Raw genomic sequence first — 25,732 nt, forward strand, 5'->3', positions numbered from 1 at the left:
ACTGACCTCCGTGACCGACCAAAGGGTTGTCGTCGGTCATGGACCATAGGACTCGAAGGAGTGACCAGTCAAGTGATGTTCGATGGTCACGTGGCCACTCTGCTGGACGCGGCCGTCTCCCTCGTCAACGTCTTGACGGACGGTTCCGCACGCGGCAGGCCCTACAGCGCACCACGAGCCGACCTGCTGCCCGCGGCGGTCGACGCGGCCCTGCCCCCGACCGGGCCTCGTACCGTCACCATGGAGCAGGCCGAGCACCTCGCCGGCACCGCCGAGCGGATGCGCCGCGTGTTCGAGGCGGTCCACGCGCAACGCATCGGCGAGGCGGCGGCCATCGTCAACGCGCTCCTGCTGTCCACCGGAGCCAGGCCACAGCTGGACCAGGTACCCGGTGAGCCATGGCAGGTTCACTTCCACGGCCCGGACGACACCCTGGCGGTGGGCTGGAGCGCGGGTTGCGCATCCGCGCTCGCGCTCGCGATCGGGAGCAATCTCGGCGGCCGGCTGGGCGTCTGCCAGGCCGTCGCGTGCGACCGGGTCTATGTGGACGCCTCCCGGAACGGCGTGCGCCACTTCTGCTGCTCAGCTTGCCGCAGCCGTACGAAGGCCGCCGCCTACCGGGAGCGGCAGCAGGATCAGCCGGGGCGTCGCGCTGCCGCAGAACAGATCTGACTCGTGTGGTCTACGGCAGCAATACGGTGCCCAGCATCGGCCATTTCAGCGCGAACGTCATGACGAGCGCGGCCCCGGTGATCGTCAGTGCGCCAGGGCTGACCGTGCCGAGCTCGGGGAACTGGACGCTGAACGGGCCCCAGGACCAGGCGAAGGTGCGGGCGGATAGACAGCCCGTTGCGGGCGTCCTCGCTGATCAGGAAGCGGGCCGTGAGCCTCGTACGTAATAGAGCAAGGTCGGAAGATCGCCCTCGTCCTCGACCTCGAAGCCGGCCTCGGGGAGAAGGTTCGCGAGCAGATCCTGCGGGCGGTGGCGCATCGCCGGACCGGACAGCATCCCGACGAGATGAGCCAGTACAGGATTGGCCGGCGGGCGGCACTCTGCGATCAGCAGGCGCCCACCCGGCCGCAGCACGCGGAACATCTCGCGTACGGCGTTGCCGCGTTCGGCGGACGGCATGTGATGGACGGCGAGACTGGAGACCACCACGTCGAAGGACGCGTCGGGCAGGTCGAGCGACTGTCCCTCCCCCACCAGGTACGAGCAGTTGCCGGGCGCCTTCTTCCGTGCGTGTTCGATCATCGGCGCAGAGGGATCGACGCCGGTGACGTGCCCGTTCGGGCCGGCGACCGGGGCCAGGACACGCGTCAGGTAACCGGTGCCGCAACCGACGTCGAGAACCCGATGCCCTTGCCGGACTCCCGACAGTGCGGCGAGGCGCGTGAAGATCTCCCGCCGCCGTCCGAGGAAACCGATGTTCGCCACGACGTCGTAGGCGCGGGGGTGATCGATCGTCCCGCCGGCGTCGGCGTGCTCGGCATGGTTGTGCAGCAGACTGCCCAGTCCCATGATCTCTCCTCTCGAACAACCGGTTCAGTTACGAATGGTCCGTTCGCTAACTGGCGGAGTCAACAACCACACCGGCATCACCGCCTGGCGTTGATGTCCTCAGTGAACACGAGCGCGACACTGGAGACCGCTTCCTTCACGATCGCACCGTCCTTGGGGTCATTGGACTTGAGCCCCGCGTGGACGAAGGCCGGAGCGTCCACACCCGCGGCGGCTGCGAGTCTGTGGGGACGGGAACGCGGCCAGCGAAGCGTACGCGTCCCGCCCAGCGCGAGGGATCTCGAGGACATGCCCCGGCCCGTGATCGACCTGTGCGTATTGCTACAGTCCGTAACTGACTATGTACGCCAGGTGTTCGCTTGGAGGACGACCGCGCTGGGTGGCGTGGTTCTCCGTGCTGCTCGGAGCGCTCGTGATCGCGCATCTGTGGGCGCATGCCGTCGCCGTGGACGAGCATCAGGCGATGCCTGATTCGGGCGGGTGGGTGATCTGCCTGCACGGCACGGATCATGATCACCACCTCGACCATCCCGACAGTGACGGATTCGTACTTCTCGCCCCGAAGCGCGCACCCTGCAAACCGGTCATGCACAGGGCGACGCTGTCGCTGGAGCCGGCCATGCCGGCTGCGCAGTACGAGGGGAGCCTGCCGGAGCACGTCCCGGAACGGGGCCACCGCGAGAGAGCCGCGCGCCATCACACGCTTGAGGTCTACCGGCCTTGAGGACAGGCCTGCACCACGTCTGGCCTTTGTCCTTGTCGGTAGCGTCCCGCCGGTGTGCGGGAGAAAAGCGTGGGATCAACATGTCAGTGATCTCGTCACCTTCCCGGCCCTCGTCCGCCTTGGCGCAGCTGGCCGGGGATACACCCGTGTGCTGGATCGGCGAGCCGTTCGCCCCGCCCGGGCGTGGTTTCTGGGCCAAGCTCGAAGGAGCCAATCCCGGCGGGCTGAAGGACCGGCCCGCCCTTCACATCATCGAGCGCGCCCGGGAAAGAGGAGAGCTCGCCCCCGGCGCGATGATCGTCGAGTCCACGTCCGGCACGTTCGGCCTGGGACTGGCGCTGGCCGGCATCGTCCACGGCCATCCGGTGACCGTGGTCACCGACCCGGGGATGGAGGCCATCGTCCACCGACTCCTGTGCTCCTACGGAGCGCGCGTGGAGACCGTACGGCGGCCGCATCCGGCCGGCGGGTGGCAGCGCGCCCGGCTGGACCGGGTCGCCGAGTTGCTCGCCGCCCATCCGGGCGCCTACTGCCCGCGACAGTACGACAACCCCGACAACGTGGCCGCCTACGCCGGCCTGGCCCACGAGCTGCTCGCCCAACTCGACCGGATCGACGTACTGGTGTGCAGCGTCGGCACCGGCGGCCACTCCGCCGGGGTGGCGCGGAAGCTCCGCGAGCACAACCCCGGGCTCCGTCTCGTGGGGGTGGACGCCACCGGCTCGACGATCTTCGGCCAGCCCGCGAGGCCACGGCTCATGCGCGGCCTGGGAAGCAGCATCCATCCGCGCAACGTGGACCACGACGCGTTCGACGAGGTGCACTGGGTCGCGCCGCACGAGGCGGTGTGGGCCTGCCGCACACTCGCGGCCACCCACTACACCACCGGCGGCTGGAGCGTCGGCGCCGTCACCGTGGCGGCCGCGTGGCTCGCCAGATCGGAGGCGGCCGGCTGCCGGATCGCGGCCGTCTTCCCCGACGGCCCCGCCAGGTACTACACCACGGTCTACGACGACGACTACTGCACCGAACACGATCTGCTCGGCCGGCCGCCGGCCGACGAGCCTGACGAGATCGGACATCCCGCCGAGACCGAGGTCGTTCGCTGGACCCGGATGGTGATGCGCTGATGTGGCGGCGTTTCCGGTCCTTCGACCCCAGTGTGCGGCTGCTCATGGTCAACCAGCTCGCCATCAACACCGGCTTCTACATGCTCATGCCGTACCTGGCCGGGCACCTTTCCGACGGCCTGGGCATGGCGGCATGGACGATCGGGCTCGTGCTCGGGGTACGGAACCTCAGCCAGCAGGGCCTCTTCCTCCTGGGCGGCACGCTGGCCGACCGGCTCGGCTACCGGCCTGTCATCATCGCGGGCTGCCTGCTGCGCACGGTCGCCTTCGCCCTGCTGGGGTTCGCGGACGCGCTCCCCGCGCTGGTGGCCGCCTCGGCGATGACGGGCTTCGCGGGCGCCCTGTTCAACCCCGCGGTACGCGCCTACCTCGCGCACGGCTCGGGCGATCGCCGGGTGGAGGCGTTCGCGCTGTTCAACGTCTTCTACCAGACCGGCATCCTGGCCGGCCCGGTGATCGGGCTCGCCCTGGTCACCGTGGACTTCCGGCTGGTCTGCGCCGTGGCCGCGGCCGTGTTCGGGCTGCTGACGCTGCTCCAGCTCTTCGCCCTTCCGCCGTGCCGCACCGAGACCGTGAGCAGGGCGGGGGTGCTGGCCGAGTGGCGCACCGTCGTCGCCAATCGGCCGTTCCTGCTGTTCTCACTGGCCATGGCCGGTTCGTACGTCCTGTCGTTCCAGGTGTACCTGGCGCTGCCGCTGGCGCTCGGTGACACCGGCGCGGTCAGTTTGCTGTTCGTGGTGTCGGCGCTCGTGGCGATCGCCGGTCAGCTCAGGATCACCGACTGGGCGCGCCGCCGCTGGAGCGGACCGCAGGCCATCGTGCGCGGGCTCGCGCTCATGGCGATGGCCTTCGCTCCGCTGCTGCTGGCCGGCGCGACGCCGCCCGCCGCTGTGCGGGTCACGGCGGTCCTGTTGTGTACGGTGCTGCTGGCCGCGGGGACCGCCCTGACGTACCCGTTCGAGATGGACACCGTGGTGACCATGTCCGGGGAGCGGCTGGTCGCCACCCACTACGGGCTCTACAACACGGTCGCCGGGATCGGCATCACCCTGGGCAACCTGCTGGTGGGGGCACTTCTCGACGCCGGTTCAGCTGTTCTGCCGTGGACGGCGCTGCTCTTGCTGGGCACGGGATGCGCGCTGGCGGTCGGCATGCTGAACCGTACGGGAAGGCTCACGGCCGCCGCTCTACCGGAGGCTCGTGCCGGTCAGCGGTGATCAGCGATCAACGAGCGCACCGCCCGCCGAGCCGCCTCCCGCTCGGCAGGCGGGAGAAGGTCCGCCCCGCGCCCACCTGCTTCGTCATCCTGACCACCGAGACGCGATCGTCGGCGCGCATCACGAGCAGCGTGGTGGTCGATGCGCCACCGAAGGTCAGCAATACAGCCAGCGCCGCGAGCCCTGGCCTCCGTTGGGGAGCCACAGCGGGGAGACCTCGCGCCACGGCATTCGTCAAGGCCTCGCGCGCCGGCCCATCAACCGGAGCAGCCGGATCGATGCGGTGAGACTTGCGCGACATCCACACAACCGAACAGTGCCGGAAGCCGTGACCTATCTGGGCTCAAGTGACTCCCGGGGTCCCAGGGACTTCACCCACGGATATGAAGACTTCCGCCGGACGATTCGAAAGGCCATGCAACCGTGACTGGCACCGGGGAACTTGGGGATCTTAAAAGACGAAATATAGCTAGCTATATCCAATACGGGGGTAATGTCGGAATTTGGGTTACCTAGCCTACGGGGGAGGAAATATGGCTAGGCAGATGTCTCATGTCGACTTCACGCACCGTTGGCCCCGTCGCCGCTGGTGGGGCGGCGGCTGCCGCCGTCGCTGGTGGGGCGGCGGAGGCTGGGGCTGGGGCGGAGGCTGGTGGTAGACCAGCCGCACCAGAAGCTCTAGCCGTGCAGTCGGCAAATCGGCCTCCGGCCCTCATCTGAGGGCCGGAGGCTTATGTAGGGCCGGAGGCTTATGTAGGGCCGCGGGTAGGGCGAACAGGCGGTCAAGGTCGAGCAGGCGGCGGCCCGCCGGGTTGGTGATTGCTCTTATGAGCTACGGGTCTTTGGCGCTATTCGCCGGACGCGAACTGGAAGGTGGCCGGCGGAGTGAAGAGGCGTTGGATGTCCCGTAGACCAAGGCGATCTGCAGGTGGGGCTTGAGTACGATCGCGGCGGGGTCCCGCCTCGGGCCCCTGCCGGACGGCCTCGCCGCATCAGATGGCGATGGTGCCGCGCGCATGGATGGATGGCTTGGCCGAGCGTGAGCAGCCGCTGCCCGTTCTGGACGGCCGTATCGTCAGCGCTCTTGACGCGCTCGGCTCACAGCCCGATGTTGGACTTGGCGCCCATGTAGGAGCCGGCTCCGGGGAATCCGGCCTGGGCGAGCTCGGTGAAGCGGCGGCTGAAGCCCAGCGACGGCAGGTCGCCGATGGGCACGAACCGCACGCCCCGGATCGGTACGGCGTCCGCGCCCTCGCCGATGGCGCCGAGGCTGCCGCCGTTCCGCGTCGCCTCGAAGGCGATGTGAACAACGTGGGTGTCACCGCCAGGCAGGTGGTCGCACAGGTACAGCAGCCGGCCGACGCTCACCTCGACGCCGGTCTCCTCTCGCATCTCCCGCGCCAGCGCCTCGCTGAGAGGCTCGCCGTGCTCGACCTTCCCGCCCGGCAGCGACCAGGTGCGGCCGGTGTCGGTGTCCTGGTCCAGCAGCAGAATCCGCTCGTCCTCGATCAGGACGCCGGTGACGCGTACCTTCAGCACCCCGGCAACGTACCGCAGCCCACCGTGGCAGAGCCGGCCAATCGCCGGGCCCGCGTCGTGGTCGCCGCCGGAGGGCTGGGAACGCGGGTCTCCTCCTGGGCGCGCTACCTGCCCAAGGAGTGGCTTCCTGTCGCCGGGCGGCCGGGCATCGTGCATGTTCTGCGGGGACCGCTGAGATCGGTCCGGCGCGCGTCGTCATGGTCTACCACCCGTATTACAGGCAGTTCGTGTCGTGGCCCGCCGAGCGCTGGAACCGGACGGGCATACCGCCTACGCGCGTTCGGCGGGCAACCCGGTTGCCGTCGATGCGTCGCCGCAGGGACCAGTGATCGACTGGGTGGCACAGCAGGGCTGTTACGCCGATCTCACCTCACTGCTCAACGGCGCCAACAGCCTCGCCGGCCATTCCGACACCGCCGGAGACGATGCAACGTACGTGGTGTTCGCCGACTACCTCTACCTCTCGTGCAACCCTGACTGCGCTGCAGCGGGCGCCCGAAGGCCGGGCACGCCTCGATGACGCCTTCAGCGCCTTCACCCGTGACCGACACGCGGGCGCTCGGCCCGTCACGGAGCCGAAGCTCGCCTCGCACTGGGCCCCTACGCCCGCACCCGACCTGTCTGGATGGTGCGCGCCAGCGCCGACCTGGGCGCTACGGCGAATCATGCAGCGCGCGAACCATCTGCTGAGCACCAACTGGACCTGGCATAACCTACGGCACACCGCGGCGATCCGGATGGCCAACAGCGGCCAGCTCACCCTTCCCGAGGTGCAGGCATGATCAGCACCCGCGAGGACGGCAAGCCCCGCGGCGGCGCGGACGGCATCGTCATCATCGTCCGCAGCTTCTACTACGACCTGCACACCTGGGCGGCCGACGAGCCCGAGCTCTGGGGGCCCTGGGTCGCGCCATGCCCGGTCCCTCCCAGCGAGCTCCGCGGCCTGGGCAAGCGCCGTCGCAGGATCAACGAACGCAGCGCCGACCGCACACGCCAGCGCCAACCGCTTCTGCCAGTGCTGGTCCAGCACATCGAGGACCGCTACGAACACGCCCGCGCGCTCCTGGAGCGGGCCAGCACCGCCGCCGAGGGCGACGACTTCGTCCTAAACGGGCGCACCTACCGGCGTGTCACCACCGCCCACGACCGGCACCGCCAACGCAGCCGCGGCTATCTGCCCGTCCGAGTCGTCGATGAGAAAACCGGGCAGATCATCCAAACCGAGGCACACGAAGAGCAGGCGTTCTGGGAGTGGGCCTGCATCGAAACCCTGCGCCACTCTGGCGTCCGCATCGAGCGCCAGAGTTTGTATCGGAGTCCGCCGAACAAACCGTTTCGGCCGAACGCCGACCGGCTCAGTGATGCCCTGTGGACAGCTCCACTCTGACCTGGGAGAAGTCGCCCGCACGGAGCGCTTCCTCGTCGATCAGGAAGTGCACGTACCCTCCGTCGTCCCACGCCCAACGGTCTTCGGGTGTGTCGAGCGTGAGCAGACTGAGCGTGAGCAGATGCCGGTAAGGGCGCTCGGTGGCCTCCCTGTTCAGCCATGGCCAGCCGAACGCCTGACAGAGACCCAGGGACACGAAGTCCCCGTCATCGTCCTCCTTGCAATACAGGCCCTGGTCCATGGTGAAGCCCTCCCAGTCGAACCGCTCGCACACGATGTGACCGGGCGAACGGGCGGCTTCCGCGCCGACGTCGAGTGTGTCGAGGATCCGGTCGTAGTTGTACCAATGGCTGGACATCGGGAGCGTGACGGCGCGGACGGCCTGCAAGGGGATCTGGTCATGAACCGTGGCAGGCTCCGGGGCCTCCACTTCGACGGCGCGAGCGGCGTCCGCGGGGACGACATGGCAGACCTGCAGGTCGTCCATGGTGTCTCGGCGGCCACCGGTAGCTGCCCGGTACTCGTCATTCGGATCAAGACAGAAGAAGTTGAGCAGCCCGACGTCGGCGGGCAACTCGTCACCGAGCCATGCAGGCATCGATGCGATGTCCAGGACGGCGTACAGGCTCAGCGGCAGCCCTTCGTGCTCTGGCCAGGGTGTACCGGGGTCTAGGAAGGCGGGGCCGCCAAACGTTGTCCGGCTTTCGCGGGGAAGACAGTCCTCGACCTCGAATCCGTGGTCGTACAGCCCGAACCCCGGCCGGGCGAGGGCGGCGAGCTGTCGCCCCAGGTGTTCGCCGAGCTGCTCCACGCACAGCGCCTCGACCTTCGCCAAGCTTTCCTGGTAATCCATCGGCCAAGACAACCACAGGACCACGACATTTCGGGGTGCTTTGGGAGGGTTGCCGGACAGTGGCGAAGAAGGCGTCCCGAGCAATGAATCCGTCGTTGTCCAGCGCGATCATCCAAGTGGTGTCCTGCTCAGTCAGCCCACGCTGATCGACAAAATCAGCCGTCCAACGGGAAAGGGGTCCAGCCAAGGTAAGCCCAAAAACCACATGGCAGGCTGGTGAGCTCCGCGATGGCGTCCGGGGAGGGCTTGAAGTAGCTCCGATGGTTTTCCGGCTTTTGTGCCGGGATTTGGCCATCAGCATCGGCAGGCTCGCGCCGGCCTCGCCCAGATGGGTCAGCGCCGAATGGCGGAATTCGTGCAGGTCCCACCCCGTGCCGGGACCGTTCAGCGCGGTGTACTCGTCCAGCAGGGCGCGGGCCTGGCCATAGGACAGGCGGGCCAGGCCGGTGTCGGGGCAGACGTCGCGGGGGCCGATGACCTTTCCGGGGCCAGGGCGGCGGTGGGTGACGAAGAGTGGGCCGCGGGTTCGGCCTTTGAGCAGGCGGGATAGCAGGCGGGCGGCGCCGGCGTCCCAGTAGACGGCTCCAGCACGAAATCCTCGCGCGCCTGGCCGCGGGGCGGGTCTTGGCACGGGCGCCCTTGGCCTTGACCTGCGCCTGGCGGGCGGTCAGGTCCAGGTCCTCGATGTTGAGGGCGAGGATTTCCTCGGCCCGGGCGGCGGTCTCGAACAGGAGGCGGTAGAGGGTCTTCTCCCGAAGGCCGACGTCGCGGCGGGGTAATCAGCCGGTCGATCGCGGTCTTGGATCGGGCGGGAGTCTGGCTGTCAGGTGCGGGCTGACGGTGCTCGCCGAGCCGGAGCGCGATCTTGCCTGGCGTTCGTGGCGTAGGCGCGCACGGTGTTGAGGTTGGGCAGGGTGTCGAGGAAGGCGTCGGCCGCGGCGCGGACCGTCAGGCGCTGGGCGGCCGACAGCGGCGTCACGGCGGGCACGGCGTCCTCCTTGCCGCAGATAACAGGGCCGCTTCACGTAGCGGTCCGCCTTCGCTACCGCAGGTCGTGATCAGCGGTGCCACAGATAATAGAGCGTTATCTGTGGAAGTACCGTTGCGCCGCTTGTGGCGTGCGAACCTGTGTCGCGGCCAACAGCCCTGGCAGGGTTGGCGACGTCAGTGCTACGGGCGAGATGATATGGGTGCCCGGCGGCCACTGACTGTGGCGCCTATGGCCGGTAGGGTTCGGCGAACAGCTGCGCGACGAGTTCACCGCGGCTGGAGATCCCCGACTTGGCGAAGACGGCCTTGAGGTGCCCGCGAACGGTGTGGGGCGAGATGAACAGGGCCGTGGCGATCTCGGCGGTGGGCAGGCCCCGCGCCACGAGCTGAGCGACCTCGAACTCCCGGGGCGTCAGCCCGTATGCCTGAGCGACGATGACCGCAAGGTCGGCGGGGGACGCGGGCTCGATGACGAGCGCTGTCGGACCTGGCCTTCCGCCGGGACCGCTCAGGCATGAGGCGCGGCAGGTCAGCCACTGTTTGTCGCGGGTTCGGATGCGAATCCTGGCACTGCCTCGATCGTGGCCTTGGGCGATGGCGCGCGCCTGCAGCGTCGTGCCGATCAGCCAGATAGGCAGCCTCAGCCCGAGCGCCGTGGGCATGGATGGCCCGTCCGGCATCAGCGCGAGATAGCGCCGGGCCTCCTCGTTGATCGACGTGGCCTCGCCGTGCTCGTCGACCAGCAGCAGACCGGGGGCGGAGGCGCCGGGCTCGCCGTCCGATCTGGACGGATGGGCGAACCGGCGCAGCCGGTCGGCGAGTGGTCCGGACAGATCGGCGAGCAACGCGATCTCGTGCGTGCCGAACGCGGGGCCGCCCCGCATGCGGAACAGGCTCACCGCGCCCCACGGCCGGTCGCCGATCCGCAGCACGGCCCGTAGCTCGTCGTCCACGCCCTGGTCGCCGAGCAGGCGGCGGAAGCGGGCGCTGCGCGCGGGCAGGTCGCCGGTGGCTGCGCGAAGACCGGCCACGGGGACGGCGGCGCGGGCGAGGTCACGGAACGGCAGGACGTTCTCCTCCAGGAGCTCGCTCTCCCAGTAGGCGGCGCATCCTTCGCCGGAGCCGAGATTTTCCACCAGCATGGGCGCGGTGACCAGGCCCGTTTCCGGGTCGGTGGCCGTCCACACCGCGGCGTCGAACGGCATGTGCCGTCGCAGCCTGGCCGAGGCACGGCTGAAGAGCTCCAGCGCGTCGGCGGCCCGCTCGGCAGCCGAGAGGATCTCGGCGTAGCGGTGCGGGTAGGTCACTAGGGCTTCCTTCAGGCGCTGCCACTTGCGAGGGGTTCGACGCGGGTCAGCTTGCCTGTTCTCCTTGCCTTCGCCAACCCCTCATTTGAGGGGGTCATTTCTTGCCGGTCCCCCGCAAGCGGGGAATGGAGCGTGGTCATGGCGTCCACGAGGCTCGGAAGGACCTTTTGGACGAACAGGGGAGAAACGTCGTGCGTATCGCGATCATCGGAGCCGGCGCCGCCGCGGTCGGCCTGCTGGACTCGCTGGCCGTCAGCGAGGCGGGGATGGGAGAGGTCACCGTGTTCGAGCCGTCCGCGTACCTGTGGCGGGGACGCCCGTACGGGCCGGATCTGGACAGTGTTCTGGTCAACGCCCCGCCCGCCATCATGTCGATCCGCCATCTGGACTCGGGGCACTACGCCTCCTGGCTGGGGTCGGAGCGTGCCGCCGCCCACCTGGATGACCTGTTGGGACAGCCGCTGGTACCGCGCGCGCTCTACGGGGCGTACCTGGCCGACACCGCCGAGGCCGCCCTGGCCGCGCTGCGCGAGCGCGGGTGGCGGACGCGGGTCGTCGCCGCGCGGGTCGTCGCGGTGGCCCGCTCCGACGGAGGCCTCCGGCTGGCGCTGCGCACCGAGGACGGGCACGACCATCCGGCCGACCGGGTGGTTTTGTGCGTGGGCGGGGGGAGGCCGCAGGACCACTACGGGCTGGGCGGCGCTCCAGGGTTCGTGGGTGATCCGTATCCGCTGGCGTACACGCTCGGCCAAGTCCCGGCCGCGGCCGGCGTCGTGGTGATCGGTAGCGGGCTGACCGCCGTGGACGTGGTGGTGTCGCTCGCCGCGCGCGGTCATGTCGGGCGGATCACGCTGGTGTCGCGGAGCGGCATGCTGCCCCACGTCTGGCAGCGTCCCGTCGGCCACCGGCCCGTGCACGTGACCATTGAGCGGGTGGAGGCGCTGTGCCGCGAGGACGGCGGCGTCACCCTCGACGACCTGGCTGGGCTGCTCCGCGCCGAACTGGCCGAGACGGGCGAGGACTTCGCGCACTTCACGGCTGAGTTGCTGGCGGCGGGGTCGGAGGAGCCGGTGCGGCGGTTGCGGCGGCAACTGGCCGCCGTCGACGACCCGCGGATCGGGCGGCGGGTGCTGCAGGAGACCGCCCACACCGTCGGCCCGTACGCTTGGCGGCTGCTGCCTGAGCCCGACCGCGAACGGCTGCGCAGGCACTTCCGTCTGGCCACCAGCATGGCTTCGCCCATGGTGCCGGTGAACGCCGCCGCCCTGCTGCGGCTGTTCGACTCCGGGCAGCTCACCATGGTGGCAGGCGTAAGCAAGATCGAGGCTGTGAAGGGAGGGTTCCGGGTTCGGGGCGACGGTGGCGACCTGAACGCCGACGTTGTCGTCAACGCCGTGAACCCGCCGCCCCAGGCGGTGCCCCACGCGGCCGAGCCGCTGGTCACGTCCCTGCTCACCGATGGGCTGGCCGCCCTGCACCCGTCGGGAGGGCTGATCCCCGCCGACCCGCGCCTGCACGTGGTGGGCGACCTGGCCGGCGGCGGTCCCTTCATCACCTCGGGCATCCCCGGAGTCGCCGCAGCGGGCGCCCGTACCGTCCGCGGACTGCTGGCCACACATACCGGCTGATCAGTCGCGGGCGGGGGCGCGTCGTCCCCTGAGGGGCGCGCCGAGGGCGTGGAGTGCGGGCACGGCGGCCGTCAGGGCGCTGCGTTCGCCAGGGGGCAGCCTGGCCAGGGCATCTGCGAACATCTCCGCCCAGGCGTCCTCGATCAGGGCCATGCCGTGCTGGGCGCTCATGGTCGGGTACAGGCGTACGGCGCGGCGGTCGTGCGGATCGGGTTCGCGGCGGATGAGACCGCGGCCGAGCAGGCCGCGCACGGCCGTGCTGACGTTGCTGCTGTGCAGGCCCAGGTCGTGGGCGAGCGTCTTGGTGCCCGTGCCGGGCGAGTCCAGCACGTAGCGCAGCACGTCCAGCTCCGACGGAGGCAGGGGCGGCAGGCCTGCCTCCGTTATCCCACCCCACCGCAGAACGCGTGCGAGCGCATAAAGCGCCGGGGCGAGCTGTCTGGCCTCGCGCAGCAGGTCGTCGCGGTCGGGAGCGGCATCGGTCTTGCGCACTCCTGGATCCTACCAGTAGATATAGATATAGATATAAATTCATACCTAACTTTCTGTGGAGTGATGATGACCTTTCGTGCCGAACGACTGATGGCTCCATCGGGTGGGCTCACGGCAACCCTCGCGTTGTTGTCGTTCGTGGTACCGCTGTCCACCGACATGTACCTGCCGGGCTTCCCCGCCATGGCGCGCGAGCTGAACACGGACGCCGCCGGCGTGCAATTCACGCTCACAGCCTTCCTCGTGGGGCTCGCGGCAGGTCAACTCGTACTCGGCCCGCTCTCCGACCGCTACGGGCGGCGCAAGCCGATCCTGATCGGCGCCGGCGTCTGCATGCTGGCCACGGCGTTGTGCGCCGTCGCTTCCACGCTGAGCATGCTGATCGCGCTGCGCTTCGTCATGGGATTCGCCGGCGCGGCAGGAGTCGTCGTAGGCCGTGCCGTGGTGACCGACCTCGCGACCGGTGCGGTCGCGGCCAGACTGTTCGGCCTGCTCATGGCGCTCGGCGGTATCGCACCCATCCTGGCTCCACTGGCGGGCGGAGTCGTGGTGGGCGGGGCAGGAAACTGGCGCGCGGTGTTCTGGGTGCTGGCGGGCGCATCGGCACTCATGTTCGTGGCCGCACTGGCCCGCGTACCCGAAACCCTGCCCGCTGAGCGGCGTCACACCGATGGTCTAGGCGCTCTGGCGAAGGCAGCCGTCACGGTCCTCACCGACCGCCCTTACCTCGGCTACACGCTCGCCTTCTGCCTCGCCACCGCCACGCTCTTCTGCTACATCTCCGCCTCCCCCTTCCTCCTGCAGAACGTCTTGGGCTTCAGCGTCGGCGCGGCATCGACCGTCTTCTCCGTCGGCGCCCTCACCGCCACTGTGTCCACCCTGGCCGGCAGCCGTCTCGTCGGCCGCCGCAGCCCTCGGCTCCTGCTCCGCGCCGGGCTGGCCCTCATGCTTGCCTCCAGCATCGCCGCCCTCCTCCTCACCCTCACCGGACACCTCACCCGAGCCTGGGCCCTGGGCCTCATCGGCGCCGCCTTCCTCGGGCTCGGCCAGGTCTTCGCCACCGCCACCGGGCTCGCCCTCGAACGAGTTCCGCACGCTGCCGGAACGGGCTCGGCGGTGCTGGGTATGCTGCAGAACGCCCTCGGTGCGGCTGTGGCCCCCTTGATGGGAGTCGCCGGCGAGCACACCGCCATACCCCTGTTCGCCGGAATGACCCTTTGCACCCTGCTCGCCTCGGCCGCACTCCTGCTGACGAGGCAAAAGGACGGCAGATCCCGAGCAGTCCGATCTGACGGCCAAGCATCGGCGCCGGATCGAGAAGGAATCGTCGATACAGCCTGATGCGCGCCCTACAGAGACCACTTTCGGCGACCGATGACCTCTCCTCGATCACCCCTTACGGTGCGCCCAGACACTAGATGGACACCCACGGGCCGGCCGAGGTGGCCTGCCCGTACGTGGGATCCCTCGTCGTCCCCGCCCCCGCGCTGACCGCCGCCTACGCCGCCATCCCCGACCGCGCCCGCCCCGTCCTGGACATCCTCGTCGGCCTCGAAACAACCGTCGTCCTCCCCATCGACCAGGGCAACGCCGCCGCCATCGCCGACACCCTGCGCACCGCCGGCATCTCGGCGCCCGAAGCGGTCACCGCGCGGCCAGCGTCGTGGACGCCGCACTCCGCCGCCGCGTCCCCATCGTCACCGGCCAGCCCTTCCCGCTCCGCTCGATCAGCGGCGACGTGGAACTCGACCTCATCCCCTGAGGGTCACCGTGGCCACCAGCCGGTAGACGGGACTTCCTGCGGGGGCCACTGTGCGGCATGGCCAGCGACAGGTCATGCGTGGTCAGGTGGCCGGTCATGGCCGCTGCGGCCGGTGACCGGATCCACCTCCAGCGTCACCGAGCTTGATCATCTTCCAGTCAGGTAGCGGAGGATCGACTCGGCGTGGGTCCACAGCACCGCGCCACCGATCCCTGGCACGAGGTGCCGGACGGCCCCGGGGATCCGGGCAGCAAGTGTCGCTCCGTTGTCCGGTGAGTGGCTGATGTCCTGCTCGCCGTACCAGACATCGACCGGAACGGCGATCTTCTCAAGGTCGAACGGCCATCGCCCCATGGCCAAGACGGTGTCACGGGCATAGCCGCCCGCCCCCTGGGCGAACCCTTCGTTCAGGGCCCGGCGGTAGGCGGCCTCGAACGCAGGACTCAGATATACCTCCAGGTCAGACTCTGGACTCCCGCCCATGACCATGTCCCACATCGCGGCCGCGCCGAAGCCGGTGAAGAACTTCTCTGCCCCGGTCGGGTCACAGGCGACCTTGTCGACGAGCTCGCGCAGCTCGGTAGGCAGTGCCCCGGCGAACTCCGGCGCGGCGACCTCGTCCGCGGCGGACACGATGGCCAACCTGGCAGCGACGCCCTCCGCGGCGCACGCGAGCGCGAACGGCGCGCCTTGCGAATTGCCGATCAACGCCGGCGATCCCAACCCGCGCAGCGCGGCGAGATGGCGAATGTCGTCGACGAAGTCGGCGAACGTCCGGCCGGGCGCGGGTGTCGAGGTGCCAAGTCCAGGGCGATCCACGGAGACGAGGCGCACCCCGAGCGCATCGACGGCATCAGCGCCGAAGCCGAGCCACCGGCTCGTGGCCGCGCCTGGGCACAGCAACACCGGAATGCCGTCCGGCGGCCCCCACTCGGCCCAGCCAAGCAGCCGTCCGTCTGGGAGCCGGCTCTCCCCGAGCCGGGCGGGATCGTCAATGCGCACGCTCATGATCCTCATCATGGCCGCGAACGAGCGACGCCTGCACCGGATTTTCACGCTGAACGATCTGAAGCCCGAGCAGCATGAGCTGCGGAGGAACGCTCTCGCTGCGCAGATACACCTCAACCGGGCCGGTCTCGGCGCGATGAAATCGCGGCCGAGTGACGTCGGTCACCAGATACTGATCGCCATCACACGCCCCCGCGACCGCCGCTCGCAGGTCGAGCCGCTCCAGGGTGTACTTCACCAGATCGGCGAGGCGGCCGAGTTCGGCACCGTCGGCGGCGAACAAGACATGATCAATGGTGAGCTCGACCATGCGAGGCTGCCCGTCGACCTCTAAGGTGCCGCGGACGGCCACCAGCCGCTCGTAGGTGACATCACGAAACTCCACCCTCGGATCCCCGAGCCTGGCCAGGGACCGTCCTCCGCGATCGGCTGACCAGGCGTGACCGCCTCGATGCCATAGTGGCGCGCCTTGGCGACCGCCGAGACCAGCACCAAACGATCAGTAGGCAGGTCATCGTGCTTGGCCCGTATCTCCTCCACCCAGGACACAGCGTCCTTCCTGGAGCGCCCCCAGCACTCGATACCGATCTCCACGCGGTGGCCAGCTACGTGAGCGGTGATCAGCACGTCCACTTCACGCATCTGGGTGTTGGCCACGGCGATGAGCAGGAGCATGCCGCCCCGGGCCAGGTCCGGTGCCGGCACCCGCGCGCCGCGGGCGGCTTCGGTGACGGTCATGCGGGCGTGCCCTGACGGCCGTCGCCGAGGTCGAGGTCGAATCCGTCGGCGGCCAGCTCGGTCAGGAAGGCAGCGGGATCCACGAGTTGCTCGACGTGGTGTGCGCCGGCCGGCAGGCCGGGCAGGTGGCGGATGAGCAGGGCGGCCATTCGCCCGGTGGCGCGGCTTTGCCGCCGTCCGCTGAAGGAGGCCCGGACCGTGCCGCAGCGCACCGTCACGGCGAAGCCGTCCCCGCCGACATGGACCGCGCCGAGCGCGGGCAGCAGCAGGCGGCGAACCTCGGGACGGCGCAGCAGGCGGGCGACGGCCGGCCGCCTGGCCACCGACAGCAGCCGGGTGAGCAGGCGAGAGTCCAGGCACAATCCCGTACGGGCCGCGCCCACCCCGAGGGTGGTGGGCAGGGTGTACTGGTCGGAGAACGGGAAGCGGTGCACGGTGCGCTCGCCATACGGCTCCGGGAACCGCATCGTCCATGAGCCCTCCAACTGCCCGAGCCCGTCCAGCGTCCAGGCGAGCGCGGCGGGCCCGTGCGCTTCACCTGAGCCGAGCAACGCGCCGATGAGCAGGCCGTCCGCCGCCGAGTGCTCGGCGCAGAAGCGCGCCAGCAGGTTGGTGACACCGGGGATGAGGCCGACGCTGAGCGCAAGTGTGGCGCCGTGTTCCCTGGCCGGCCCGTCCAACTGCCGCAGGCCGGTGAGCAGCGGGTGGGAGGCCGTCACGTCCACGTAGCTGATGCCGCGCTCCACGCAGGCGCGGGCGACGCGGACGTTGTCGATCTCTGCGCACATGAGAACGGTGCCGGCCCCGTCCAACGCCCGGGACAGATCGGCCGGGTCGGCGGCGTCCACGCGCATCGCCGTGGCCCCGGGGACGGGCGAGGTCTTGCCCGGGTTGCGCCCGGCCACGATGACGTTCGTGCCGGGACGGCTGACGAGCGCGGCGGCGGCCTCGCGGCCGACCGCGCCGTAGCCGCCCAGGATGAGGACGGTCTTCATCGGCGGTTTACTCCTTGCGTTCGCGGGGTGGTGGCCGGGTCAACGTTCCGGCGGGTGAACATGACCAGGCCGCAGATGATCCCGAGGACCGCCAGGCCGGCGGCGATGGCGAAGCCGACCCTGAGGCCGCCGGCGACGTCTCCTGACGAGCCCGTCCACGCCGCCGCGGCCAGCAGCACGCCGGTCAGGCCGAGCGCGGCGCCCACCCGCTGAGCGGTGTTGAGCAGGCCGGAGGCGGCCCCTTGCTGGTCGGCGGGCGCGGCGCGCACGGCTGAGGCGGTGGAGCCGATGAAGACCGCCGGCAGTCCCATGGCGAAGACGATGCTGAAGGGCAGCACCACGGTGAGGAAACCGGCACTGGGGTGCAGGAAAATCGCGTATCCGGTCAGTCCGGACCCGAGCAGGCCCATGCCCGCCGCAAGCACCAGGCGCGTCCCGAAACGCCCCACCGCCCAGGGCAGCACCGTCCTGGCGGTCACCATGTTGACCGCCGCGATCGGCAGCACGGCGAACCCGGCGGCGATCGCCGAATATCCCATGACCTCTTGCAGCATCAACGACAGCAGCACAAACGCCGGTACGTGCGCGGCGCCCACCAGCGCATTGGCCACGGTGCCCGCGCGCACCTCGCGCTCGCGCAGCAGGCCGTGGGGCAGGATCGGCTGCGGGCAGCGCCGCTGGTTGACCGCGAACACGCCGGCGAACGCCACGGTGACCGCGGTCGCGGCGAGGGTGAGGGCGTCCCAGCCACGTGCGGGGAGCTCGGAGGCCACGAACACCATCGCCAGCAGGCATCCGGTGCCGGTGAGTGCGCCCACCAGATCCAGGCGCGGCAGGGTGGTGGTTCGCGGCGGGTCCGCGGGGAGCAGGCGCGGGCTCGCGATGAGCGCCACCATGCCGATGGGAATGTTGATCAGGAAGATCCACGGCCAGCCGAGCGTCTGGGTGAGGATCCCACCCAGCGCCACGCCGGAGCCGGCGCCGGCGGCCGCCATGGCGCTCCACACCCCGAACGCCCGCCGGTAGGCCGCGGGCTCGGTGAAGATCGCGGCGAGCAGCGCCAGTTCGGCAGGGACCACGATCGCCGCGCCGACGCCCTGCGCCGCCCGGCCGGCGAGCAGTGAGCCGGCGTCGGGCGCGAGCCCGCACACCAGCGACCCCACCGTGAACAGCGCGATGCCGGCCTGGAACATCCGGCGGCGGCCGAGCAGGTCGGCGGCCCGGCCGGCGACGAGCTGAAAACCGCCGAAGGTCAGCTGATAGGCGTTGACGACCCAGGCCAGGCCGGTTTCGGTGAACGCCAGCGCCACGCCCAGTGTCGGGAGCGCGACGTTGACGATCGACACCTCGAGGAACACCACGAGCTCGACCGAGGTCAGCAGCAGCAATGCCGCGAGCCCACCCCGGCCCCATGTTTTTGTAGTCACGCTATAAGAATGTTTCTATAGTGACGCTATAGTCAAGTCGTGAGCGAAACACGACGACACCAGGCCGGACGCGGACCCGAGAAGGAAGACGGGCGCACCGCGCGAGCCCGATCCACCCGCGCCCGCATCACCACTGCCGCCACCGACCTGTTCACCACGGCGGGCTACACCACCACCAGCATCACCGCCATTGCCGACAAGGCCGGGGTGAGCGAGCAGACCGTCTACTACGCCTTCGGCACCAAACGGGCCATCCTCACCACCGCCCTCGACCTGGCCATCGCCGGCGACGACGAACCCATCCCCACCCTGGAACGCCCCTGGGTCCGCGACGCGCTCGCCGACCCAGACCCACTCCGGCAGCTGCGCCGCCAGGTCGCCGGCGCCGGAGACATCTACCTGCGTGCCGCACCCCTGCTCGACGTCGTGCGCAGCGCCGCCACCACCGACCCCGACCTCGCCGAGGTCTGGACCACGAACCTCCAGCAACGGCTCACCGTCCAGCGCGTCTTCGCCGACGCCCTGGCCCGCAAGGCGGCCCTGCGCGACGGGCTCACCACCGAAGCCGCCACCGACATCGCCCTGGCGCTGCTCTCGCCGGAGACCTACAACCTGCTCGTCAACGACCGCGGATGGACCCACCAGCGGTGGCACGACTGGGCCACCGACGCGCTCGCCCGCCTGCTCACCACGCCGGACCTCCACGCCTGAATCCCGCCCCGCCGAACCCAGGAAAGACACGCTGCATGCCCTGCGTACTCGTTGACCGCCTCCGCCCGCACTACCAGCGCAGCGGGCACGGACAGCCCATGATCCTCGTACACGGGTCCTGGGACACCCACCACGGCTGGGACAGGCTCCTCCCACGCCTCACGCCCCATCACCACGTCGTGCGCTACGACCGGCGCGGCCACGGAGCCAGCGACTGCCCTCCCGGGCAGGGACGCGTCGGCGAGGACGTCGACGACCTCGCCCGCCTCATCGCCGCCCTCGATCCCGCCCCCGCCCACGTCGTCGGCCACTCCTACGGTGCCACGCCGCCCTGCTGCTCGCCCTCCACCACCCCCGGCTGTGCCAGACCGTGACCGTCCACGAACCAGGGGTCCCGGTAACAATCGGGGAAGATTCAACGAACCTATCTCTGACCTGCGATTACGTGGCTTTCGGGATGTGAGGCGCCGTGGCGTACTACTGAGGCTGTCTGGTACACACCTCTGCGTGAGTCAGGCCAGAGCATCGCGGCCTGGTGCTGGCTGAGGAGTTCCCGTGAGGTTAGCCGGTGCGACGGCGCCGTTTGGCAGGGTCATGCTCGGCGGTGATGCGGGCGGAGGTCTCCTCACCGAGACGGATGTAGCGGCCGAGGCTGGCCAGGTGCCGGTGGCGGCTCTTGGCCTGAAGTTCGGGCGCGGTGCGGCCGTCTTCACGATGCGGACCGTGGGGCGGAAACCCATCGCGACGATCGCGTCATGCATCTGCTCGCGATCAGCGATCTCGGTCTCGTGCTCCACTTCAACGTGAACAGATGCCGGCCCTGCTGCGTCCGCAACCGCAGGAACGTCACCCCGATCTTCGACTGGCCGTAGGCCCAGCCGCCCGGGCGTATGCCTGATCATCTTGATGGACCGGGGCTGACAGCACCGCTCCCCAAGAGGTCAGCGCCTCCTCCAGCGCACTGAGGTCAGGACAAGGGGCGTACACAAGCTTCAGTCGAGCCAGCCCAGCCGGGCCGCGCGGACCCCGGCCTGGAAGCGGCTGGTCGCGCCGAGCATCGCGGTCAGCTCGCCCACCACCCGGGTGACCGTACGGGTGGAAACGCCCAGGCCGCGAGCGATGGCGGAGTCCTTGGCGCCGGCGGCCAGCATCCGGAGAACGGCGCGCTGCTGGTCGGTGAGCGCGCCGAAGTCGGATGAGTGGGGCACGTCGCTGAGCTCCGAGGCGGTCATCCAGCAGTAGTCGTAGATCGCCGCCAGCGATCGCACCACCGCGCCGCCACGGATCAGCACGGCTCCGGCCTCCAGGTCGTCCGGGTCCGCCTGAATGATCGCCGTGTGCCTGTCGTAGATGAGCATCCGCGTCGGGATCACCGGAGCCCCTCGCACCTCGATGCCCGTCTGCAGCCACCTCTTCGCGAAGTCCCGAAGCAGCGGGTCGCCGAAGGCACGTTGGGCGTGGAGGCTGCGGACCCGGACACCTTTGGCGATCGTCAGCTCGTTGCGTGCCAGGCCTTCCTCCAGGGACTCACGCGTCCAGCCGGCGACCGGGTGCATGCCCACGATCTCGTCCCTGGCCAGCTCACTCAGCTCGAACATCCGTCGGCCGAGCCGTCCGCGCGGGTCATGGCGGGGGAAGAACTCGACGTGCGCGTTCTCGTCCAGCCGGCCGGGCAGGGTCAAGTATCCGCCTGCCAGCGCGGCTGCCTTGACCTGCTGCTCCACCAGGCGGTCCAGCAGGCGATGGCTTTCCTGGAGACTGCGTCCGAGCGCCGCGACGGCCTCTACGGAGGTGCCGGTCTCCGTGTGCAGGAGGTGGAGCCGGTCGAGCACGTCACGAGCACGGGCCGCCTCGGCAGCGGTCAGGTCCATGGCCGCGGCCGCCTCGGGCAGCGACTCGTCACGCTCGCGCATGCGGGCGTAGAGCGTCCTGGCGACTTCGTCGTCGGCTTCGTACGGCACCTATTCCCCACTTCCTGCCGGTTTCTCCGAACGATGGCAGACGCCTGTCCCCCGCCCGGCGCCGGGGCTTCCGGTTCGCGCCATGGCGTGCTGTGGACACCGCTCACGCATTCCGTCCGGCCCCACGCTCCACGACGATCGTGGATGAGCGACTCACGCTGTCGAAGGGAGACCTCTCATGATCACTGTTGCCTACAGTCTTGTCGCGTACCAGGTCACCGGCCTCCTCCCGGACGCCTGCGATCACTGTGTGGCCGACATCAAGGCGGAGCTCATCCAGGTGCCCGGTGTCGTCGGGGTGGATGTCACACCGGCCACATCACGGATCAGCATCCTCACCGACGGCCCCGTTGACGAGGCGGCGATCCGTACGGCGATGGAGGCGGCGGGCTGCGGGGTGATCCCGCGGTAGGAGGGCACGCTTCCAGAACTCGAGAGGGTCGTGCCCACGCACGCGGCCGCAGCCATCCGGCTGCGGCCCGCGGTGCTTCCGGCCCTGTCCGCGCCGGCCCGCTGTTCAATGGTGGTGGGCGTGGACGACCGCGTGTCCGCCGATGGCGCATCCGGTGAGACAGTGCGGGGTCGCGGACACCGCCGTACCCCAGGACACGTTGCCCGGGCCGCCGGAGTGCGCGGAGTGCCGGTGCCCATGGTGCTCCGCGCGTGGCCGTGGACGCATCCCATCAGGACGAGCGCCGCGGCGGCGGCTCCAACCTCGGGGTCCAAACAGTGACGCCGCCGCCGCGGTGGCTGATGTGGTGAGCGCACGCGTGTCAGGCTGTGTTGAACCTGGTCGGCCTGTTTCACGCTGATCAGGCGCCTCCCCTTGGATGTGCCCCCCGTGCGCCCTCGTTACACCTAAGCGTCTTAGGCGAATCGAGGAAGTTCACAGCGTTCGGGGCTCGATGGCAAATGCCTCAGCGCGTGGGACAGCAATCGATACCGATCGTCGCCACGGCAGGCACGACCGCGGCCACCAGAGGTGCCGCCATCGCCGTCCAGGCCAGGAGAGCGATGACCAGGGTGACGGCCGGGCGCAGCGGTGGTGTGCGCTGCAGCAGCCGGCGGACCCGCCGCCCTGTCTCATGAGTGGCGACCCCCAGAGCGTGCCCCGGCATCACATGGTCATCAGCCAGCGTGAGCAGGGCATCGACGACGGTCAGCCGGTCGGATGCGCGGACGGCGGCGTCGTCGGCCGCCAGCTCGGCCAGCCGGTCGATCTCCCGTTCGGCCGTGGCGAACAGAGTGATGAACGGAAAGGCTCGTCTGAGTCCCCGAGCGGTGGTGGTGAACAGATGATGACGGCCGCGTAGGTGAGCCCGTTCGTGGGCGAGCACCGCCGCCAGCCGCCGGTCGCCGAGAGCGGACAGGGCGGAGCTGCTCAGAACGATGGAGCCATGACGCCCCGGCAGGCAATACGCGATGGCCTCGCGGTGATGAACGACCAGGACCCCGAGCCGGACATCGCGGCGGGCCACCATCCGCAGCACGGCCATGTGCCGGCGCCGCTCCCACCATGCACGACCCAGCTCCACGCCGATGCCGTACGTCACCCGCGTGATGATCGCGGCCGACAACAGCAGGAAGGCCATGATGGTCAACACCCTTTGCGGGGTGGCGTACGCCTCGTTCAACATCATCACGCAGCCGTTGAGCGCACGGGTCAGCTCGACGCCCAACGGGCTGAAGGGCACCACCATCGTCAACCCGGCCAGCAACGCCGCGCCGAGCACCGCGACCGCCAGGGAGCGCCAGGCGGCCATCGCCAGCCGCGGCGCCCGATCCACCCACGAAGCCCGCCGGAGCATCGCCGGTACCACCGTCCCCAGCACGACCGCATAGGTCAGCAGCAGCATCGCCGTGTTCATGGCGGCGGCTCCCCTGCCCGAGCGTCCCCCAGGGCGGCGCGCAGCTCCTCGATCTCGGTCTGGTTCATCCGCTCGACGAACCGTGCGAGCGCGGCGGCACGGTCCGGGCTCGACTTCAGCGCGCTGGACATCAGACCGGCCACGTAGTCCTCCCTGCCGGCCGTGGCCCAGTAGCGGTAGCCACGCCCCTCGAGTCGGCGGTCCACCCACCCTTTGCGGTAAAGGATGTCCATGACCGTCTGGACCGTGGTGAACGCCGGCTCGCGGTCGGGGCGCAGCCGATTCAGGACCTCTCGCACGGGCAGCGCCGCTTCGGCTGCCCACATCACGTCCATGATCGCGGCCTCCAGTTCGCCGAATCCGCGCACCGCGACTCTCCTTACGACTCCAGGTCCACCTTGCGCTGCAGGAACTCTTCGCGCTCGATCTGACCGGCCACGTACCGGCGGCGCAGTTCCTCGTGCGCGGCGTCGACCGGCGGTTGCTGCGGGGCCGAGCCACCCGTGGCCAAGGTGCGAAGCAGCCACCACGTGACCGCCCCTGCCAGGGCAAGCACCGCCAGAGCACCTACGGTCCAGGAGAGCATGGCTGCTCCCATCACGCCCATGTCGCACATCACGACCACCCCCGAGGGCGGCACCGCACTTCCAGCGAAGCCCCAAAGGCCAATCTATCTCTCAGGTTTCCGCCTGCCCGGGTCGAAGGTGCCACCGAGCCACCTTGCGCGGGCCGGCTGCGCGCTGCTCGCCCTCATCGCCCTCGACCTGCTCAAGGCCGACTGCGCCCGGGACCGCGCGAAGGCGGAGAGCGGCGCGGTGGCGGTGGGGCTCGCCATGGCGGCCGCGCTGGTCCTCACCTGGCCCTCGCGCAGCCGGTGCCGACGCCTTGAACAGCTTCGCCCGAGCGATGCGCTCTCCCGCGTTGATCTCTGGTCACTCGCGTGGCACCGATCAGGACTCAACCAGCGCAGCCCGCAGTTCTACTACGTTCCCTAGTTAGCGGGTTCCGGCGAAGGGCAGGGGCGGGCAGAGGCAACCTCAACGGAGGAAGCGAGGAAGCGGCATGACCCTTCAGGTCGCGGAGATGCTCTCCGCTTATCCCAAGGACCTGGGAAACGTCGACCGGGCCCGGCTCACCGCCTGCATCGAGGAGTGCCTGCGGTGCGCCCAGGCGTGTACGGCCTGCGCCGACGCCTGCCTGAGCGAGGACATGGTGGCGGAGCTCGCCACATGCATCCGCACCGACCTCGACTGTGCGGACATCTGCGAGACGACCGCCCGCGTGCTGTCACGGCACACCGGCTACGACGCCACCCTCACCCGCGCCGTCCTCCAGGCGTGCGCGCAGGCGTGCAAGGCCTGCGGCGACGAGTGCGAGCAGCACGGCAAGCAGCACGAACACTGCGCGGTCTGCGCCCAGGCGTGCCGCGACTGCGAGCGTGCCTGCCGCGAGCTCATCAGCACGCTTGGCTGACCGACCAGCGAGGTGCGGGGCTGCGGTTGACGCCGCGCGAAGCGCGCCCCTGAGAGCCGATGCTCTCAGGGTCCCCGGCGGATGCCGTTTCTCAGCCGTTCACCGACCTGAAGACCGTGGCGAAGGTCTCACCCCCGTCCTTCGACTCCAGGACCGTGCCGTCCTCGGTCGCGGCCAGCAGGCGCTTGGTGTCGATCGCGGTGAAGGCCACAGCGGAGCCGGGGAGTTTGCCGCCGTTCCGCCACGACTTGCCGCCGTCGCCGCTGGTGTGCAGCGCGCCGTCCGCACCGGTGCCCACGAGGAAGCCCTTCGCCGGCTGGTCAACGTGGCTCAGGAGCGGCGCATCGGCCACCGGGTCGAACTCCATGCCGCCGTTTCCGCTGACCTTCAACCCCTCTGGCGTGGTGGCGTAGACGGTCGTGGGCTCGTCAGGACCGGCCGCGAGGTCGATGACTTTTTCATCGGCACCTTGCGTCCACGTCTGCCCTCCGTCTGCGCTCCGGCGGAGCCTGCCGGACTGGCTGTCGTAGGCATAGAGGGTCTCTCCGGCCGGTTGCAGCGCGTGAAAGTCCGCCGTCCCTCCCTCGGACACCGTGGTCCAGGTCTGACCCGCGTCGGTGGTACGGATCAGTCCCAGATGCGGTGCGGCATCGGCGGCCGCCTCGCCCGGGTGACCGCTGGCCAGAAAGGTCCGGGGGCCTGTCACCGTGAATCCCATGTGATCTTGAACGCGGCCGGCGACCCGCTCGGCAAGCGTGCCGCTTTTGACCTTGAACAGCCCGTAGTGGCCGGCGACATGAACAGCTCCATCGGCCGGATCGACGCCCAGGCCATGGATGTGCCCGATGCCCGGATCCGCGCCATGGGCACTGTTCTGCGGCTGGTCGCCGCAACCGGCCACGGCTGCTGACATCGCCGCCGCGACCAGCAGCGCCCCCGCCGCCCGGACCCCGCAATGGTTGACGCGCATGGACATGACCTCGTTGTAGGAGACGGATAG

Annotated in this window: 29 protein-coding genes and 1 pseudogene; 13 read left to right on the forward strand and 17 right to left on the reverse strand. The window is 69.7% G+C overall.

The genetic code is table 11. From position 1 onward, the window contains the following. The first annotated feature begins 90 nt into the window (after positions 1 to 90). A complete protein-coding gene (locus tag AB0H64_RS02440) occupies positions 91 to 672 on the forward strand; it encodes a CGNR zinc finger domain-containing protein (protein WP_357619232.1) in 582 nt (193 codons plus the stop codon). Between the two features lie 196 nt (positions 673 to 868). Here AB0H64_RS02440 and AB0H64_RS02445 read toward each other — a convergent pair whose 3' ends face one another. Then, positions 869 to 1,522: a class I SAM-dependent methyltransferase gene (locus AB0H64_RS02445; protein ID WP_357619235.1), complete on the reverse strand. Its 654-nt coding sequence runs from the start codon at positions 1,520 to 1,522 to the stop codon at positions 869 to 871. A gap of 379 nt (positions 1,523 to 1,901) precedes the next feature. Here AB0H64_RS02445 and AB0H64_RS02450 point away from each other — a divergent pair, with 379 nt between their 5' ends. The 3 genes from AB0H64_RS02450 to AB0H64_RS02460 all read left to right on the forward strand — a co-directional run bounded on the left by AB0H64_RS02450 (position 1,902) and on the right by AB0H64_RS02460 (position 4,593). Next, positions 1,902 to 2,246, forward strand: a complete 345-nt coding sequence (locus AB0H64_RS02450; RefSeq protein WP_357619238.1) for a hypothetical protein — start codon at positions 1,902 to 1,904, stop codon at positions 2,244 to 2,246. Positions 2,247 to 2,326: 80 nt separating this feature from the next. Further along, a complete protein-coding gene (locus AB0H64_RS02455; protein ID WP_357619241.1) occupies positions 2,327 to 3,376 on the forward strand; it encodes a PLP-dependent cysteine synthase family protein in 1,050 nt (349 codons plus the stop codon). Then, the gene (locus tag AB0H64_RS02460; RefSeq protein WP_357619244.1) at positions 3,376 to 4,593 is read left to right on the forward strand and encodes an MFS transporter; all 1,218 of its coding nucleotides are present in this window, start codon (positions 3,376 to 3,378) and stop codon (positions 4,591 to 4,593) included. Before AB0H64_RS02455 ends, AB0H64_RS02460 begins: the two co-directional genes overlap by 1 nt. A gap of 7 nt (positions 4,594 to 4,600) precedes the next feature. On the opposite strand, the gene AB0H64_RS02465 is transcribed toward AB0H64_RS02460, so the two are convergent. Both AB0H64_RS02465 and AB0H64_RS02470 read right to left on the reverse strand, forming a co-directional pair. Beyond that, positions 4,601 to 4,894, reverse strand: coding sequence for a hypothetical protein (locus tag AB0H64_RS02465; protein WP_357619246.1), 294 nt, complete (start codon positions 4,892 to 4,894; stop codon positions 4,601 to 4,603). A 797-nt stretch (positions 4,895 to 5,691) separates the two neighbouring features. Continuing rightward, positions 5,692 to 6,132, reverse strand: a complete 441-nt coding sequence (locus AB0H64_RS02470; protein ID WP_357619249.1) for an NUDIX hydrolase — start codon at positions 6,130 to 6,132, stop codon at positions 5,692 to 5,694. Positions 6,133 to 6,364: 232 nt separating this feature from the next. Here AB0H64_RS02470 and AB0H64_RS02475 point away from each other — a divergent pair, with 232 nt between their 5' ends. Both AB0H64_RS02475 and AB0H64_RS02480 read left to right on the forward strand, forming a co-directional pair. After that, positions 6,365 to 6,652, forward strand: a complete 288-nt coding sequence (locus tag AB0H64_RS02475) for a hypothetical protein (RefSeq protein WP_357619252.1) — start codon at positions 6,365 to 6,367, stop codon at positions 6,650 to 6,652. A 258-nt stretch (positions 6,653 to 6,910) separates the two neighbouring features. Next, complete coding sequence (locus AB0H64_RS02480) at positions 6,911 to 7,519, forward strand: hypothetical protein (protein ID WP_357619255.1); 609 nt, start codon at positions 6,911 to 6,913, stop codon at positions 7,517 to 7,519. Here the strand turns inward: AB0H64_RS02480 and AB0H64_RS02485 are convergent. From AB0H64_RS02485 to AB0H64_RS02495, 3 genes are all read right to left on the reverse strand, one after another. Next, positions 7,488 to 8,372, reverse strand: a complete 885-nt coding sequence (locus AB0H64_RS02485) for a DUF1963 domain-containing protein (protein ID WP_357619258.1) — start codon at positions 8,370 to 8,372, stop codon at positions 7,488 to 7,490. The two genes, AB0H64_RS02480 and AB0H64_RS02485, sit on opposite strands and share 32 nt — an antisense overlap. An 823-nt stretch (positions 8,373 to 9,195) precedes the next feature. Next, on the reverse strand, positions 9,196 to 9,360 hold the full coding sequence (locus AB0H64_RS02490) for a hypothetical protein (RefSeq protein ID WP_357619261.1): 165 nt from the start codon (positions 9,358 to 9,360) through the stop codon (positions 9,196 to 9,198). Between the two features lie 229 nt (positions 9,361 to 9,589). Beyond that, positions 9,590 to 10,669, reverse strand: a complete 1,080-nt coding sequence (locus AB0H64_RS02495) for a helix-turn-helix transcriptional regulator (RefSeq protein WP_357619264.1) — start codon at positions 10,667 to 10,669, stop codon at positions 9,590 to 9,592. Between the two features lie 191 nt (positions 10,670 to 10,860). Here AB0H64_RS02495 and AB0H64_RS02500 point away from each other — a divergent pair, with 191 nt between their 5' ends. Then, positions 10,861 to 12,297: an FAD/NAD(P)-binding protein gene (locus tag AB0H64_RS02500; protein WP_357619267.1), complete on the forward strand. Its 1,437-nt coding sequence runs from the start codon at positions 10,861 to 10,863 to the stop codon at positions 12,295 to 12,297. Here the strand turns inward: AB0H64_RS02500 and AB0H64_RS02505 are convergent, their stop codons facing one another. Beyond that, positions 12,298 to 12,789 (reverse strand): MarR family winged helix-turn-helix transcriptional regulator, encoded by a 492-nt coding sequence (locus tag AB0H64_RS02505; RefSeq protein WP_357619269.1) that lies wholly within the window; start codon positions 12,787 to 12,789, stop codon positions 12,298 to 12,300. It abuts the gene before it with no gap. Positions 12,790 to 12,852: 63 nt separating this feature from the next. On the opposite strand from AB0H64_RS02505, the gene AB0H64_RS02510 reads away from it, so the two are divergent. Beyond that, complete coding sequence (locus AB0H64_RS02510; RefSeq protein WP_357619271.1) at positions 12,853 to 14,130, forward strand: multidrug effflux MFS transporter; 1,278 nt, start codon at positions 12,853 to 12,855, stop codon at positions 14,128 to 14,130. A 568-nt stretch (positions 14,131 to 14,698) separates the two neighbouring features. Here the strand turns inward: AB0H64_RS02510 and AB0H64_RS02515 are convergent. From AB0H64_RS02515 to AB0H64_RS02535, 5 genes are read right to left on the reverse strand one after another with little or no spacing between them, the layout of a single operon-like run. Then, complete coding sequence (locus AB0H64_RS02515; RefSeq protein WP_357619273.1) at positions 14,699 to 15,559, reverse strand: alpha/beta hydrolase; 861 nt, start codon at positions 15,557 to 15,559, stop codon at positions 14,699 to 14,701. Then, positions 15,543 to 15,944, reverse strand: coding sequence for a hypothetical protein (locus AB0H64_RS02520; protein WP_357619275.1), 402 nt, complete (start codon positions 15,942 to 15,944; stop codon positions 15,543 to 15,545). The genes AB0H64_RS02515 and AB0H64_RS02520 overlap by 17 nt, the downstream gene beginning before the upstream one ends. After that, positions 15,890 to 16,297 carry a hypothetical protein gene (locus AB0H64_RS02525; protein ID WP_357619277.1) on the reverse strand — a complete coding sequence of 136 codons (408 nt, stop codon included), beginning with the start codon at positions 16,295 to 16,297 and terminating at the stop codon, positions 15,890 to 15,892. Before AB0H64_RS02525 ends, AB0H64_RS02520 begins: the two co-directional genes overlap by 55 nt. Further along, entirely contained in the window at positions 16,294 to 17,292 is a 999-nt protein-coding gene (locus AB0H64_RS02530; protein ID WP_357619279.1) for a saccharopine dehydrogenase NADP-binding domain-containing protein, read from the reverse strand. The genes AB0H64_RS02525 and AB0H64_RS02530 overlap by 4 nt, the downstream gene beginning before the upstream one ends. Continuing rightward, positions 17,289 to 18,719 (reverse strand): MFS transporter, encoded by a 1,431-nt coding sequence (locus tag AB0H64_RS02535; protein ID WP_357619281.1) that lies wholly within the window; start codon positions 18,717 to 18,719, stop codon positions 17,289 to 17,291. Before AB0H64_RS02535 ends, AB0H64_RS02530 begins: the two co-directional genes overlap by 4 nt. 39 nt (positions 18,720 to 18,758) lie before the next feature. Between AB0H64_RS02535 and AB0H64_RS02540 the strand changes: the two genes are divergently transcribed. Continuing rightward, on the forward strand, positions 18,759 to 19,430 hold the full coding sequence (locus AB0H64_RS02540) for a TetR/AcrR family transcriptional regulator (protein ID WP_357619283.1): 672 nt from the start codon (positions 18,759 to 18,761) through the stop codon (positions 19,428 to 19,430). 98 nt (positions 19,431 to 19,528) lie between these two features. Next, on the forward strand, positions 19,529 to 19,804 hold the full coding sequence (locus tag AB0H64_RS02545) for an alpha/beta fold hydrolase (RefSeq protein ID WP_357619285.1): 276 nt from the start codon (positions 19,529 to 19,531) through the stop codon (positions 19,802 to 19,804). Positions 19,805 to 20,422: 618 nt separating this feature from the next. Here AB0H64_RS02545 and AB0H64_RS02550 read toward each other — a convergent pair. Continuing rightward, complete coding sequence (locus tag AB0H64_RS02550; RefSeq protein ID WP_357619287.1) at positions 20,423 to 21,391, reverse strand: helix-turn-helix transcriptional regulator; 969 nt, start codon at positions 21,389 to 21,391, stop codon at positions 20,423 to 20,425. 178 nt (positions 21,392 to 21,569) lie between these two features. Between AB0H64_RS02550 and AB0H64_RS02555 the strand changes: the two genes are divergently transcribed. Next, entirely contained in the window at positions 21,570 to 21,803 is a 234-nt protein-coding gene (locus tag AB0H64_RS02555) for a heavy-metal-associated domain-containing protein (protein WP_357619289.1), read from the forward strand. A gap of 505 nt (positions 21,804 to 22,308) precedes the next feature. Here AB0H64_RS02555 and AB0H64_RS02560 read toward each other — a convergent pair. From AB0H64_RS02560 to AB0H64_RS02570, 3 genes and pseudogenes are all read right to left on the reverse strand, one after another. Next, positions 22,309 to 23,259 carry a M56 family metallopeptidase gene (locus AB0H64_RS02560; protein ID WP_357619291.1) on the reverse strand — a complete coding sequence of 317 codons (951 nt, stop codon included), beginning with the start codon at positions 23,257 to 23,259 and terminating at the stop codon, positions 22,309 to 22,311. Next, positions 23,256 to 23,627, reverse strand: coding sequence for a BlaI/MecI/CopY family transcriptional regulator (locus AB0H64_RS02565; RefSeq protein ID WP_357619293.1), 372 nt, complete (start codon positions 23,625 to 23,627; stop codon positions 23,256 to 23,258). Before AB0H64_RS02565 ends, AB0H64_RS02560 begins: the two co-directional genes overlap by 4 nt. A gap of 11 nt (positions 23,628 to 23,638) precedes the next feature. Further along, positions 23,639 to 23,734, reverse strand: a pseudogene (locus AB0H64_RS02570) (SHOCT domain-containing protein); the annotation flags it as partial. A 130-nt stretch (positions 23,735 to 23,864) separates the two neighbouring features. Between AB0H64_RS02570 and AB0H64_RS02575 the strand changes: the two are divergent. Beyond that, positions 23,865 to 24,254 (forward strand): hypothetical protein, encoded by a 390-nt coding sequence (locus AB0H64_RS02575; RefSeq protein ID WP_357619295.1) that lies wholly within the window; start codon positions 23,865 to 23,867, stop codon positions 24,252 to 24,254. Between the two features lie 67 nt (positions 24,255 to 24,321). Further along, on the forward strand, positions 24,322 to 24,732 hold the full coding sequence (locus AB0H64_RS02580) for a four-helix bundle copper-binding protein (RefSeq protein ID WP_357619297.1): 411 nt from the start codon (positions 24,322 to 24,324) through the stop codon (positions 24,730 to 24,732). A gap of 91 nt (positions 24,733 to 24,823) precedes the next feature. Here the strand turns inward: AB0H64_RS02580 and AB0H64_RS02585 are convergent, their stop codons facing one another. Then, a complete protein-coding gene (locus tag AB0H64_RS02585) occupies positions 24,824 to 25,708 on the reverse strand; it encodes a F510_1955 family glycosylhydrolase (RefSeq protein WP_357619299.1) in 885 nt (294 codons plus the stop codon). Positions 25,709 to 25,732: the final 24 nt, after the last annotated feature.

Origin of the sequence: Nonomuraea sp. NPDC050733 (assembly GCF_040654215.1) — a bacterium.
Taxonomy (GTDB): Bacteria; Actinomycetota; Actinomycetes; order Streptosporangiales; family Streptosporangiaceae; genus Nonomuraea.

Bases quoted from the DNA above. Each gene is read 5' to 3' on its own strand.
- AB0H64_RS02445 (WP_357619235.1), bottom strand. From the start codon at position 1,522: ATGGGACTGGGCAGTCTGCTGCACAACCATGCCGAGCACGCCGACGCC.
- AB0H64_RS02455 (WP_357619241.1), top strand. From the start codon at position 2,327: ATGTCAGTGATCTCGTCACCTTCCCGGCCCTCGTCCGCCTTGGCGCAG.
- AB0H64_RS02460 (WP_357619244.1), top strand. From the start codon at position 3,376: ATGTGGCGGCGTTTCCGGTCCTTCGACCCCAGTGTGCGGCTGCTCATG.
- AB0H64_RS02465 (WP_357619246.1), bottom strand. From the start codon at position 4,894: ATGTCGCGCAAGTCTCACCGCATCGATCCGGCTGCTCCGGTTGATGGG.
- AB0H64_RS02480 (WP_357619255.1), top strand. From the start codon at position 6,911: ATGATCAGCACCCGCGAGGACGGCAAGCCCCGCGGCGGCGCGGACGGC.
- AB0H64_RS02485 (WP_357619258.1), bottom strand. From the start codon at position 8,372: ATGGATTACCAGGAAAGCTTGGCGAAGGTCGAGGCGCTGTGCGTGGAG.
- AB0H64_RS02510 (WP_357619271.1), top strand. From the start codon at position 12,853: ATGATGACCTTTCGTGCCGAACGACTGATGGCTCCATCGGGTGGGCTC.
- AB0H64_RS02515 (WP_357619273.1), bottom strand. From the start codon at position 15,559: ATGAGCGTGCGCATTGACGATCCCGCCCGGCTCGGGGAGAGCCGGCTC.
- AB0H64_RS02525 (WP_357619277.1), bottom strand. From the start codon at position 16,297: ATGACCGTCACCGAAGCCGCCCGCGGCGCGCGGGTGCCGGCACCGGAC.
- AB0H64_RS02530 (WP_357619279.1), bottom strand. From the start codon at position 17,292: ATGAAGACCGTCCTCATCCTGGGCGGCTACGGCGCGGTCGGCCGCGAG.
- AB0H64_RS02545 (WP_357619285.1), top strand. From the start codon at position 19,529: ATGATCCTCGTACACGGGTCCTGGGACACCCACCACGGCTGGGACAGG.
- AB0H64_RS02555 (WP_357619289.1), top strand. From the start codon at position 21,570: ATGATCACTGTTGCCTACAGTCTTGTCGCGTACCAGGTCACCGGCCTC.
- AB0H64_RS02560 (WP_357619291.1), bottom strand. From the start codon at position 23,259: ATGAACACGGCGATGCTGCTGCTGACCTATGCGGTCGTGCTGGGGACG.
- AB0H64_RS02575 (WP_357619295.1), top strand. From the start codon at position 23,865: ATGTCGCACATCACGACCACCCCCGAGGGCGGCACCGCACTTCCAGCG.
- AB0H64_RS02580 (WP_357619297.1), top strand. From the start codon at position 24,322: ATGACCCTTCAGGTCGCGGAGATGCTCTCCGCTTATCCCAAGGACCTG.
- AB0H64_RS02585 (WP_357619299.1), bottom strand. From the start codon at position 25,708: ATGTCCATGCGCGTCAACCATTGCGGGGTCCGGGCGGCGGGGGCGCTG.